At 68.0% G+C, this 12077-nt stretch carries 14 protein-coding genes; 11 read left to right on the forward strand and 3 right to left on the reverse strand.

Annotation, left to right across the window (positions count from 1 at the left end):
* The 6 genes from FKP22_RS09100 to FKP22_RS09125 form a co-directional block, all read left to right on the forward strand.
* The coding region (locus tag FKP22_RS09100) for a sigma-54-dependent Fis family transcriptional regulator (protein WP_170200821.1) at positions 1-877 on the forward strand (877 nt) is incomplete at its 5' end.
* Between the two features lie 148 nt (positions 878-1025).
* The gene (locus FKP22_RS09105; protein WP_141287147.1) at positions 1026-2843 is read left to right on the forward strand and encodes an NAD(P)/FAD-dependent oxidoreductase; all 1818 of its coding nucleotides are present in this window, start codon (positions 1026-1028) and stop codon (positions 2841-2843) included.
* 276 nt (positions 2844-3119) lie between these two features.
* Positions 3120-3335 (forward strand): hypothetical protein, encoded by a 216-nt coding sequence (locus FKP22_RS09110; RefSeq protein ID WP_141287149.1) that lies wholly within the window; start codon positions 3120-3122, stop codon positions 3333-3335.
* A gap of 117 nt (positions 3336-3452) precedes the next feature.
* Positions 3453-3797, forward strand: coding sequence for a hypothetical protein (locus FKP22_RS09115; protein WP_141287151.1), 345 nt, complete (start codon positions 3453-3455; stop codon positions 3795-3797).
* 158 nt (positions 3798-3955) lie between these two features.
* Positions 3956-5275: an MFS transporter gene (locus FKP22_RS09120; protein WP_141287153.1), complete on the forward strand. Its 1320-nt coding sequence runs from the start codon at positions 3956-3958 to the stop codon at positions 5273-5275.
* A gap of 70 nt (positions 5276-5345) precedes the next feature.
* Positions 5346-6041: a substrate-binding domain-containing protein gene (locus tag FKP22_RS09125; protein ID WP_231010816.1), complete on the forward strand. Its 696-nt coding sequence runs from the start codon at positions 5346-5348 to the stop codon at positions 6039-6041.
* Positions 6042-6144: 103 nt separating this feature from the next.
* Here FKP22_RS09125 and FKP22_RS09130 read toward each other — a convergent pair whose 3' ends face one another.
* On the reverse strand, positions 6145-6963 hold the full coding sequence (locus FKP22_RS09130) for an alpha/beta fold hydrolase (RefSeq protein ID WP_141287155.1): 819 nt from the start codon (positions 6961-6963) through the stop codon (positions 6145-6147).
* A 32-nt stretch (positions 6964-6995) separates the two neighbouring features.
* Positions 6996-7271 carry a DUF4242 domain-containing protein gene (locus FKP22_RS09135; protein ID WP_141287157.1) on the reverse strand — a complete coding sequence of 92 codons (276 nt, stop codon included), beginning with the start codon at positions 7269-7271 and terminating at the stop codon, positions 6996-6998.
* Between the two features lie 222 nt (positions 7272-7493).
* On the opposite strand from FKP22_RS09135, the gene FKP22_RS09140 reads away from it, so the two are divergent.
* The 5 genes from FKP22_RS09140 to FKP22_RS09160 all read left to right on the forward strand — a co-directional run bounded on the left by FKP22_RS09140 (position 7494) and on the right by FKP22_RS09160 (position 11206).
* Positions 7494-8558 (forward strand): GlxA family transcriptional regulator, encoded by a 1065-nt coding sequence (locus FKP22_RS09140; RefSeq protein ID WP_141287159.1) that lies wholly within the window; start codon positions 7494-7496, stop codon positions 8556-8558.
* Positions 8559-8769: 211 nt separating this feature from the next.
* Entirely contained in the window at positions 8770-9081 is a 312-nt protein-coding gene (locus FKP22_RS09145) for a BufA1 family periplasmic bufferin-type metallophore (protein WP_141287161.1), read from the forward strand.
* A gap of 4 nt (positions 9082-9085) precedes the next feature.
* On the forward strand, positions 9086-9991 hold the full coding sequence (gene bufB / locus FKP22_RS09150) for an MNIO family bufferin maturase (RefSeq protein ID WP_141287163.1): 906 nt from the start codon (positions 9086-9088) through the stop codon (positions 9989-9991).
* The gene (locus FKP22_RS09155; protein WP_141287165.1) at positions 9939-10733 is read left to right on the forward strand and encodes an HvfC/BufC N-terminal domain-containing protein; all 795 of its coding nucleotides are present in this window, start codon (positions 9939-9941) and stop codon (positions 10731-10733) included. Before bufB ends, FKP22_RS09155 begins: the two co-directional genes overlap by 53 nt.
* 20 nt (positions 10734-10753) lie before the next feature.
* Positions 10754-11206: a DoxX family protein gene (locus tag FKP22_RS09160; protein WP_231010821.1), complete on the forward strand. Its 453-nt coding sequence runs from the start codon at positions 10754-10756 to the stop codon at positions 11204-11206.
* A gap of 19 nt (positions 11207-11225) precedes the next feature.
* On the opposite strand, the gene FKP22_RS09165 is transcribed toward FKP22_RS09160, so the two are convergent.
* On the reverse strand, positions 11226-12077 hold an 852-nt coding region (locus tag FKP22_RS09165; protein ID WP_141287169.1), incomplete at its 5' end, for an MFS transporter.

The following is a 12077-nucleotide window of genomic DNA, read 5'->3' on the forward strand; positions in this document are numbered from 1 at the left end:
GATCGAGCGCGCCGCGAAGCTGGTGAACTCGCCGGTGAACCTGCTGATCACTGGCGAGACCGGCTCGGGCAAGGAGTATTTCGCCAAGGCTGTGCATGCCAGTGGCGAGCGCCGCACGCGACCCTTCGTGGCGGTGAACTGCGCGGCCATCCCGGAGAGCCTGATCGAGAGCGAGTTGTTCGGCCACCTGCCGGGCAGCTTCAGCGGCGCGGCGCCCAGGGGCAAGCGCGGGCTGATCCCCGAGGCCGATGGCGGCACGCTGTTCCTCGATGAGATTGGCGACATGCCGCTGCCCTTGCAGGCACGGCTGCTGCGCGTGCTGTCCGAGCGCGAGGTGCTGCCGGTGGGCGCCACGCGGCCAGTGCCTGTGAACATCCGCGTGATTGCCGCCACGCATGCACCGCTGGAAACGCTGGTGCGCGCTGGCCGCTTCCGCGACGACCTCTACTACCGCCTCAACGGTGCCCACATCGCCTTGCCGCCACTGCGCGAACGCAGCGATTTGCCGGCGCTGCTGACGCGCTTCCTGCACGGCCGCACGCTGCTGCCCGAGGTGCGCGCGCGCCTGCTGGCCTACGCCTGGCCGGGCAACCTGCGAGAGCTGAAGAACGTGCTGGACTGCGCCGCCAGCGTGGCCGGTGATGGGCCGATTTCGCTGCAGGACCTGCCGGAGCTGGCGAGCGTGGCGCACGTGCCGCTGCGCCCCGTCGAAGCGCATTTGCCAAACCAAGGCGACGACGCGCTGCTGCAGGAATTGCGCGCCGCGCAGTGGAACGTCAGCCTGGCCGCGCGGCGCCTGGGTGTCGCCCGCATGACGCTGTACCGCCGCATGAAACGCGCGGGCATCGTCGCGCCGAATCACCAAGGCTCAGAGTGACAGGTGTCACATCACCCGAGTGTGACAGCTGCCCCGCTGTGACACCCCAGTCGCACGCCCATTTCCTTGCTTGACAAGGACTTGCGCGCGCCCCCGCGCCGGCACGGCTCTTGAGTAACTCCTGTCCGATCGGCCCATCCCGAGGCCGATGACACAGGAGACAACTTTGACGACAGACACCCAACCGACCGCCACCGCGCAGCGCTGGCTTGCCGACTTCGGCACAGCGCTGGGGGCAGGCCACATCGACGCCGCCGTGGCGCTGTTCCAGCCCGAGGGCTACTGGCGCGACCTGGTGGCCTTCACCTGGAACATCCGAACCCAGGAAGGCGCGGGCGCGATCCGCGAGATGCTGCAGGCCCGGCTGGCCGACACGGCGCCGTCGAACTTCGCCATCGACGGCGAAGCCACCGAGGCCGACGGCGTGACCGAAGCCTGGTTCAGCTTCGAGACGAAGGTGGCGCGCGGCCGCGGCCACCTGCGGTTGAAGGAGGGCAAGGCCTGGACGCTGCTGACCACCATGGTCGAGCTGAAGGGCTTCGAGGAGAAGAAGGGCACGCGCCGCATCAAGGGCGCCGAGCACGGCGTGCACCCGGGCCGCAAGAGCTGGCTGGAGCGGCGCCAGGAGGAACAGGCGCGGCTGGGCTACGAGGATCAGCCGTATGTGGTGATCATTGGCGGCGGGCAGGGCGGCATCATCCTGGCCGCGCGGCTGCGGCGCCTGGGCGTGCCAACCATCGTGGTCGAGAAAAACGAGAAGCCGGGCGACAGCTGGCGCAAGCGCTACAAGAGCCTGTGCCTGCACGACCCGGTCTGGTACGACCACCTGCCTTACCTGCCCTTCCCGGACGACTGGCCAGTGTTCGCGCCCAAGGACAAGGTGGGCGACTGGCTGGAGATGTACGCCAAGGTGATGGAGCTGAACTACTGGGGCAGCACCGAGGCGAAAAAGGCCAGCTTCGACGAGGCCACGGGCGAGTGGACCGTGCTGGTCAACCGCGCGGGGCAGGACGTGACGCTGCGGCCCAAGCAGCTCGTCTTCGCGCTGGGCGTCTCGGGCTATGCCAACGTGCCCAAGTTGCCTGGCGCCGATGGCTTCCAGGGTGAGCAGCACCACAGCAGCCGGCACCCCGGCCCCGAGGCCTACCGGGGCAAGAAGGTGGTGGTGCTGGGCAGCAACAACAGCGCGCACGACATCTGCGCCGCGATGGTGGAGCAGGGCGTGGACGTGACCATGGTCCAGCGCAGCAGCACGCACATCGCCCCGTCGGACTCGCTGATGGAGCTGGCGCTGGGCGGGCTGTACAGCGAGCAGGCGGTGAAGAATGGCATTGACCACCACACCGGTGACCTGATCTTCGCCAGCGTGCCCTACCAGATCATGCACACCTTCCACATCCCCGTGTACGAGGAGATGAAGCGGCGCAATGCCGATCTCTACGGGCGGCTGGAACAGGCCGGCTTCATGCTGGACTTCGGCGACGACGGCTCGGGCCTGTTCATGAAGTACCTGCGTCGTGGCTCGGGCTACTACATCGACGTGGGCGCCAGCGAGCTGGTGGCCAACGGCAGCGTGAAGCTGAAGAGCCGCACGACCATCGAGCACATCAACGCCAGGAGCGTCACATTGACCGACGGCACCGAGCTGCCGGCCGACCTGATCGTCTACGCCACCGGCTACGGTTCGATGAACCAGTTCCTGGCCGACCTGGTGTCGCCCGAGGTGGCCAACAAGGTGGGCAAGGTCTGGGGCCTGGGCAGCGGCACCACCAAGGACCCGGGCCCCTGGGAAGGCGAGCTGCGCAACATGTGGAAACCCACGCAGCAGCCCAACCTGTGGATCCACGGCGGCAACCTGCACCAGAGCCGGCACTATTCGCAGTTCCTGTCGCTGCAGCTGAAGGCCCGTTACGAGAGACTGGACACCCCCGTCCACGGGCTGGCGCGGGTGCACCACCTGCGCTGAATCCAAACAGCGCACGTGCCGTTTCATGACGGCCGCAGCGCCGTGCCAGCCTCAAATCAATCGGGCTGGCACGGCGTTCTTCATTGGACCGAATGGGGCTGGGCCCGGGCATGCTTCGGGCTGTCTGCTTCGAGCTGTGGCCCTCGCAATCAGCGCGCACCTACAAGGTCGCCGCGCATCGACTGACGCTGCTGCAATCTCCGAGATCAGATGCTGGCTCCAGCCGCATCGCCGAGTTCCTCGGCGTCTTTCATCTCCCTCACTGTTTGGTTCCTCATGATTGCTTTGCAAGCCTCTATGCCTTCGGAAATGTGGAAGCTGCGCTTCCTGGCGAGCTGGCGCGAGCTGGCCGATGGCATCGCCCACGACCCGTTGGCAGACCACCAGATCGACTCGCTGCACCTGCGCTTTGGTGCGTCCTCGCCGGACAGCGCCGCCAGCCGGCTGTATTTCGAAGCCAGCCAGCAGCGCCGGATCGCCGAACTGTCGTGAAAGGCCTGACAGCCTGCGCGTGGCCACCGATTCAGGCGGCTTGGCAGGCCTGTCGCGGCACTTTCTCAAGGTCTGGGAAAATCGCGGATTCCTTCCCAACGAAAGACCCCGCACAAGATGGCTTTGGTTCAAACAAGAAACCTCACCGGCCTGGCCCTTGAGTACGCCCTTGGTGTTCACCTCTCGTACCCGGTTGGCTACCAGTTCGACACAAAAGGCTTCAGCCTCTACATCGAAGATGAACGCGGCCAGCGCCAGCCCTGGGCTGCCAGCAAGGACAGGCAGATCCGGGCGCTCTGCAAGGAAGTCACCGCCTACCACCTCGCCGGAGAGTGGAACGCCAAGCACGCACACAGCGACCTGAAGGTCGAAGGCGCCCGCGATCAGCAGACCGCGGAACTGCGTTGCGTTCTGCTGGCCGTCGGCGTGCAGTCTTTCGATACACCCCGCGAGCTGCTGTAGCCGCTGCGATAACGCGCCGTTATTGCGGTCTCCTCCCAGGCATCTTCTGTCGCCACACCCCGTTGCCTAGACTCCGCGCCGGCTTGCCGAAGGTCGGCAGCGCGGACAACAAGGTGGCCCGTCCAGCAGTTTCGGGCCGCCCATTGATGGAGACGGGTGTGGCGACTTTGCGCAGTGTGGATGTCAGGCAGTTCATCAACGAACGGCCGATGTCCAGGTACCAATGGCTGATCCTGGCCTTGTGTTTCCTGGTCGTGGCGGTGGACGGGGTGGACGTTGCCATCATGGGCTTCATCGCCCCGGCGGTGCTGAAGGAATGGAGCCTCTCGAAGGCTGCGTTTGGTGTGGTCATGAGTGCAGCGCCGTTTGGCCTGGTGCTGGGCGCGCTGGTCGCGGGGCCCACGTCCGACAAGCTGGGCCGCAAGACGGTGCTCGCCGCCTCGGTCGCGGTCTTCGGCCTGTTCACGCTGTGGACGGCCGCGGCCAGCAGCGTGACCGAGATGGCGGTGCTGCGGCTGTTGACCGGCGTGGGACTGGGCGCGGCCATGCCCAATGCCTCCACGCTGCTCAGCGAATACGTGCCAGAGCGTTCGCGCTCGCTGCTGGTCACGCTGATGTTCACCGGCTTCAACCTCGGCTCTGCCGTGGTGGGCTTCATGGCCGCTGCGGTGCTGCCTTCGCACGGCTGGCGCGCGGTGCTGCAACTGGGCGGCGTGATGCCGCTGGTACTGCTGCCCTTGCTGCTGCTGTTCCTGCCCGAATCGTGCCGCTTCATGGCCGTGCGAGGCATTCGCCGCGACAGGATCGCCAAGGTGCTGGGCAAGGTCAGCGGCCAGCGTTTCGGTGAGGACGTGAGTTTTGTCTCGACCGAGTCCGTCAGCGCCATCAAGGCCCCCGTCTCGCAGCTGTTTGCCAAGGGCTACCGGCTGATGACGCCGGGCCTGTGGGTGACCTATTTCATGGGCCTGATGGTCATCTACCTGCTGACCGGCTGGCTGCCCACGCTGTTCAAGGAGTCCGGCCTGGACATGGCCGACGCCGCGCGCATCACCGCGATGTTCCAGATCGGCGGCACGGTGGGCGCCATCGTCGTCGGCTGGTTCATGGACCGCCGCAAACCCACCGCGGTGATCAGCCTGGCCTACCTGGCCGGTGCGATCAGCATCGTGGCGCTGGGGCTGACCGGCGGCGTGGGCGGCAGCCTGGCGCTGATCGTCACCCTCGTCGGCTTCTGCATGAGCGGCGCACAGACCGGACTGAACGCCTACGCCCCGTCCTGCTACCCGACGGCGGCGCGCGCCACGGGGGTGAGCTGGATGCTGGGCATGGGCCGTTTCGGCAGCATCCTGGGCTCGCTGGTGGGCGGCGTGCTGCTGGGGCTGAACTGGCAGTTCGGCGCCATCGTGATGCTGCTGGCCATTCCCGCGGCGCTGGCCGCCGTGGCGGTGCTGGGCAGCCGGCAGCGCGGGCTGGTGTAGCCTGTCGGGCTGCAAACGAAACCCGCCCGACGGCGCGCCGAGCCCCGGCAAGCGGGGCACTGGAGCCCGAATGAACTGCATTTCCTCGATGGCCACGCGGCAACTGCTGGCCGAACTGGTGGCCGACTTTGCCAGGCAGGGCGGTGCCGCCGTCCAGGTCGAATCGGTGGGTGGCGTGGACGCTGCCAAGCGCGTGCGCGCCGGCGAGGCGTTTGACCTGGTCGTGCTGGCCTCGGACGTGATCGACAAGCTGGTCGCCGAGGGCCACCTGCTGGCCGGCAGCCGGGTCGACCTGGTGCGCTCGGAAGTGGCCATCGCCGTGCAGGCGGGCGCGAGCAAGCCGGCCGTGGACAGCGAAGCTGCGTTGAAGGCCGCGGTGCTGGCGGCGCCCAGCATCAGCTATTCGACCGGCCCCAGCGGCACCGCGCTGCTGCAGTTGTTCGAGCGCTGGGGCATCACCGAGCAGCTGCAGGGCCGGCTGGTGCAGGCGCCTGCCGGCGTGCCGGTGGGCTCGCTGGTGGCGCGCGGCGAAGTGGCGCTGGGTTTCCAGCAGCTGAGCGAGCTGATCCACCTGTCCGGCATCGAGATCCTCGGCCTGATGCCGGCCCCGGTGCAGGTCGTCACCGTGTTCTCCGGTGGCGTGGGCGCCAAGGCCGCCGATCCCGCCGCAGCCCGCGAGGCGCTGCGCTTCATGGGCAGCGATGCCACAGCCGAGGCCAAGCAGCGCCAGGGCATGGCACCGGCCCATCGCATCACTCCGCCTTGATCCCCAACTTCTGAAACTGCGATGGATGCAGCGCCCCATCCCACCGCACGACCTCGTTGAAGCTTTTTCGCGGTGTGCATGTTCGCGCAGCCTGTCTTGAACGCTAATTTGCCTGAGAGATCGATCTGGCTGCTGTCAGGATCGTGTTGACGACCACCTCTGGCTTGGCTTGCGGCACGTCGTGCCCCGAATGGGTCTTCACGATGGTGGCCTGGGCCCGCTGTGCCATGAAGATCTGCGCCTTGGTCGGGATGGCGTTGTCCTCCAGGGCCACGATCTCCCACTTCGGGATCGAAGCTGGCGGGTTGACGGTGGCCGCATCCGACAAGGCCGACGCCTGGATGGGGCGCTGCACGGCGGCAGCGATGCCGATGGCGCGCGGGGACAGACCGCCTGCGTAGACCTGGCCGAAGGTGGCGGGATTGACGTAGATGTCGGTCCCGGTCGGCTCGGTGCGGGTGACGAGGTTGCTGTCGGCCAGCAGCGAGCCGGGGTACATGTAGGTCAGCGTCGCAGGCGTTTCGCCCTGCATCGGGATGTAGGCGGCCACGTAGACCAGCGCACTGACGGCAGGCACTTCTGCGGCCGCCTGGCTGATGAGGAAGCCCGCGTAGGAGTGCCCGACCAGGACGATGGAGCCCTGGATGGTCTGGAGAACGCTGGCCAGGTAGGCGGCGTCCGATCCAACGTCCCGCAACGGATTGGCCACCGCGATGACCGGATAGCCCTCCTTCTGCAGGGCAGCAATCTCGTGGCGCCAGCTCGATGAGTCGGCGAAGGCGCCATGTACCAGCACGATGGTCGGCTTGGGCGCCGATGACTGGATCACCGTGGGGGCGGCCTGCGCGGCAGGTGCGCCAGCCCCGGCCAGGATGCCTGTCGCCAGCACGGATGCCACGAGGGCTCGAATGCGCAATGTCATTGGTAAATCTCTTTCGTTGATTGAGCCGACCATCAGCCGATGCCCGTGCCGGGTTCGATCACGCTCGCCACTTCGGTGATGCGCGTGATCGGGAAACCGGCCAGGCGGGCGTGCTCGTGCAGCGTGGCCTCGCAATCGGCCTTGAACACGCAGAAGGTCTTGTCGGCGACGACAAACGACTGCTCCCACTGGGCCTTGCCGGCCAGGGCTTCGGTGGCAGCGTTGCCGGCCCGGGCCGTGCCTTTGAGTTGCTCGCTGTTCAGGGTGCCCACACCGGGCAGGTCGCGTTCGATCAGGTAGCGCTTCATGGAAGCTTTCGAGGGAAGTGAATGAGGTGCCGATGATGGGCAACGCCGCGCGGCCTGGGTAGACGGCATTCGGGACAAATGCCGGGGGCATTCGGGCTGCGCAGCGCGCATGTCGGGTTCACCCCCGATGCTTGTCCGGATCGCCTCTTCAGCCTGGCGCATTCAGCCTGCATCATGGGCACCCATGACACATCCCGCGCCAAGACCCAAACGGAGGGCCGCATGAACGATGCCGCCGCGCTTTCCATCGCCCGCCGTGCCAAGCCGGTGATCGACGTGACAGTGGTGCTGACCGAAGCCAGCTTCGCCTCCACTTCCGTCGCGCCGATCGAGATCTTCCATTCCGCCGGCACGCTGTGGAACCTCTTCCACGGCCTCAGCTCCGAGCCGCGCTTTCGCGTGAAGGTGGCGTCGGTGGACGGCGCGCGTGTCACCACGCTGTGCGCACTGGGGCTGACACCCGAATGCGGCATCGAGGACATCGAGGAGACCGACCTCATCATCCTGCCGGCCTCCGGGCTGGACGTGCAGGACCGCATCGCCCGCACCACCTCGCTGCTGCCCTGGCTGCGCAAATGGCACGACCGCGGCACCTACATCGCCGGCATCTGCACCGGTGTGGCCTTCCTGGCCGAATGCGGCCTGCTGGACGGGCGGCAGGCCACCACGCACTGGGCCGTCGCCGACACGCTGAAGGCGCGCTATCCGCAGGTGCTGTGGCGGCCGGACCAGTTCGTCACCGAAGACGGCCACGTGTTCTGCAGCGGCGGCGTGTATGCGTCCATCGACCTCAGCCTGTTCCTGGTGGACAAGTTCTGCGGCCACGAGATTGCGCTGAAGTGTGCCAAGTCGCTGCTGCTGAGCATGCCGCGCAGCAGCCAGGCCGGCTACGCGGTGCTGCCGCTCTCGCTGCCGCATGCGGACAGCAAGATCCGCGAGACCGAGGAATTTCTGCTGGCCCATCTGGCGGAAGACATGGCCACCGAGACGCTGGCCGAGCGCATCGGCATGGGCGCGCGCAGCTTCATCCGCCGCTTCAAGGCGGCCACCGGCCAGGCGCCGGGCGCGTACACGCAGGCGCTGCGCATCGCCTCGGCCAAGGAGATGCTGGAAAGCGGCAAGGTGCCGGTGGCCTTGATCGCCGAGAAGGTGGGCTATGCCGACCTCGCCTTCTTCCGCCGCCTGTTCAAGCGCCACACCGGCCTCACGCCTTCGGACTACCGCGAGCGCTTCGGCCGCATGACCTTCGAGCGCGGGGCTCTGATGCCAGGACGGCAGGCGAGCTGACGCCGCTTCCCCGCCCCCACACGGCCGCTTTTCAGCGGCCGCTTTTGTTGGTGCAGCGAACCTCGCCAGGCCGCTTGGCAGGATCGCCTCGCCAAGTCGGCAGCTTTGCCGTCTTACGAGATCGGGCGCCGGATCAGAAGATTCGCTTGCGGTGTGGGACCTGACACCCACACCGGATTCCTCTCTCACCAACTCCATTTCTGGAACCCTCATGAAGAACCGATTTTTCTCCGTCTCCCTGCTGGCTGCCGCGGCCGGCATTGCCGCTCCGGCCTTGCTGCTGTCGACCGCGCACGCGCAGGACAAGGAGTACCCGCAGGTCGTGAAGGACAACATCGCCCGCGCCACCGCGCAGCACCTGGAGAAGTGCTATGGCGTCAATGCCGTGGGCAAGAACGACTGTGCGGTGGGCAAGCACTCCTGCGCCGGCCAGGCCACGCAGGCGCGGGACCCGCAGTCCATCGTGCTGGTGCCGGCCGGTGTGTGCGCCAAGCTGGCCGGCGGCAACACGCAGGCGAACTGACGCGATGGCGGCCGCGCTTGCCCAGTCCAGCGCGAGGCGTGGTCGCGTGCCGGCTGCCGCCGGCATCGGGCTGCGCTTCCCGCATCAGTCGCAACTGCTGCAGCAACTGCCTGCCGTGGCCTGGCTGGAAGTGCACACCGAGAACTACATGGGCGGCGGTGCCGCCATCGCCGCGCTGGCCGGCATCCGACAGCACTACCCGCTGTCGCTGCACGGCGTGGGCCTGTCGCTGGGCAGCGCCGAGGGCATCGACCTGGTGCACCTGCGGCAGGTCGCCGAAGTGGCGGAGCGGGTGGCGCCCGGGCTGATCTCGGAGCACCTGAGCTGGAGCCAGGCCGGCACCACCTGGCTGCCCGACCTGCTGCCGCTGCCGATGACGGAGGAGTCGCTGGCCGTGGTCTGCCGCAACGTGGACTGCACGCAGGCGCTGCTGCGCCGTGCCATCCTGCTGGAGAACCCGTCCTCTTACCTGCGCTTTGCGCACTCGCCGATCCCGGAAGCCGAATTCCTGGCCGAGGTCTGCCGGCGTACCGGTTGCGGGCTGCTGCTGGACCTGAACAACCTGCAGGTCAGCGCGATGAACCACGGCTGGGACACCGCCGCCTACCTGCAGGCGCTGCCCACCGAGGCGGTAGGCGAGATGCACCTGGCTGGCCACAGCGTGGTGGAGATCGACGGCCACACGCTGCGCATCGACGACCACGGCTCGCCGGTGCCGCCCGAGGTCTGGGCGCTTTACCGGCAGGCGCTGCAGCGCTTCGGCCGCGTGCCCACGCTGATCGAGTGGGACACCGACTTGCCGCCACTGGCCACGCTGCTGGCCGAGGCCGACAAGGCCCAACACCTCCTGGACCACCATGCAAGCCTCATCGCCGCCCAGCCTGCGCGAACTGCAGCAGCTGTTCTCTGACGGCTTGCTGCGGCCCACCACGGCAGCCCAGGCCTCACTCAGCCGGCACCTGTGCAACGAGGGCCTGCCCGCCGCGCAGCGTCTGCAGGTCCACCGCCACACCATCCAGCAGGCCCTCACCACGTCGCTGCAGCTGATCTTCCCCGCGGTGCAAGCCCTGGTGGGCGCGGACTTCTTCGCGTTTGCCGCCACCGAGTTCGCGCACGCTCATCCGCCACGGCATGGCTGGCTGGACGACTATGGCGACGCCTTCCCGGCCTTCATCGCCGCGTTCAAGCCCGCCGCTGGCCTGCCCTACCTGGCCGAGTTGGCGCAACTGGAACGCCTGGTCAACCAGGTGCTGCGGGCGCCGGACGAGCCCCATTGCGATGCGGCCGCGCTGGCCTTGCTGGACGAGGCGGACGCGATGCTGGTGCGGTTCGCACCGCGCGCTGCGTTCCGCCTGCTGGCGGTGCGCCAGCCCATCGACCAGCTCTGGGCCGCGGTGCTGGCGGACGACTCGCAGGCCTTGCACACGCTGGACCTGGACGCCGGCCCGGCCTGGCTCTTCGTCTCGCGCGAGGCGGAAGGCCTGGTGGTGCAGCGTGTGCCAGCGCACGCGTGGCAGTTCGCCCACGCCCTGTGCCAAGGCGAACCGGTAGGCGCAGCTGCGGCCGGCGTGGCCGATGCGGCACCAGCGCTGCTGCAGGCGCATCTGCTGCGCCGGCATTTCCGAGCCTTCTTCCTCTCTTCCCAAACATGACTCAGAACCTCTTCTCACCCATGCCCGCGACACGTTCGCGCCCTGTCTACCGCTTGATTCAGCTGGTCCGTCAGCTCGACGCCGTGCCATACGCCGCGCTGGCCATCCCGCTGCGCTTGGCCGTCGCCTGGGTGTTCTGGAGCTCCGCGCTCACGCACCTGGCCAATTGGGAGACCACGCTGTTCCTGTTCGCGGACGAGTACCGCGTGCCGCTCGTGCCCCCGGAAGTGGCAGCCTGGCTGGGCGTGGCGCTGGAGGTGGCCGCACCCATCGCGCTGCTGCTGGGCCTGGGCACCCGCTTCGCCGCAGCCGCGCTGCTGGGCATGACGGCGGTGATCGAAGTCTTCGTCTACCCGCAGGCCTGGCCCACGCACCTGCAATGGGTGGCCATGCTGCTGGTGCTGCTCTGCCGCGGCCCGGGCGCGTTGTCGCTGGACGCCTGCCTCGCCCGCCGGTTCATGCGGGCGGGTTGAGGGTTCCGGCAGGGCCGAGTCAAGCGGCCTGCAGGCGCGACCGCAGCGCCATCGCCAGCGGAAAGATGGCCAGCGCGGTCAGCGCGGTCGCGAAGGTGGCGCCCTGCACGCCGATGCCGTCGCCGAGAAAGCCGTAGAGCACCGGCGCGACCGCGCCTGAGCCGATGGTGCCGGTGTAGAACAGCGCGAAAGCCCGCTCGGTCTTGTCCGGGTGCGAGAGTTCCGGCACCGTGCCGTACAGCACGGACGAGGTGCCGTTGAGCATCAGGCCCAGCAGCGGCAGCAGCACCAGCGTGGGCGCCAGCGGCGTGAACATCACCGCCACGGTCAAGGCCGCCGTGCCGCCTTCGGTCGCCAGCACGGTGCCGACCACGCCCATGCGCGCGCCCAGCCAGCCACAGAGGAATTTGCCTGCTGCACCGCCTGCGAAGACCAGTGCCAGGGCCGTGCCCACCATCGGTGTCGATGCGCCCTTGGCCTGCAGCAGGAAGGGCAGGAAGGTCAGCAGGCCCATGCGCACCGCGGTGTCGAGCACACCGATGGTGAAGAGCAGGGCGAAGCCTGTGCCGGCACCCCGGTGACCCTCGCTGGCGGGCGCCTCGGCAGCGGCCTGCTTTTGGGGGATGGCGGGCAGCAGCAGCGCAATCGCGGCGGCGGCGATGCAGCCCAACGCTGCCATCACCCACAGCGCGTGGCGCCAGGGCATCAGCGTGATCAGCAACGAGACGGCAGCGGGCAGTGCCGCCTTGCCCAGGTCACCCGAGAAGTTGTAGATGCCCAGGGGGCCACGTGCCTCCCGGCCGTAGACACGCGAGACGGCGCCCGAGGCCAGCGGATGTTGCGTGCTGGATCCGGCGCCCGAGAGCGCCAA

The organism is Ideonella azotifigens, assembly GCF_006519715.1.
Taxonomy (GTDB): domain Bacteria; phylum Pseudomonadota; class Gammaproteobacteria; order Burkholderiales; family Burkholderiaceae_C; genus Ideonella; species Ideonella azotifigens.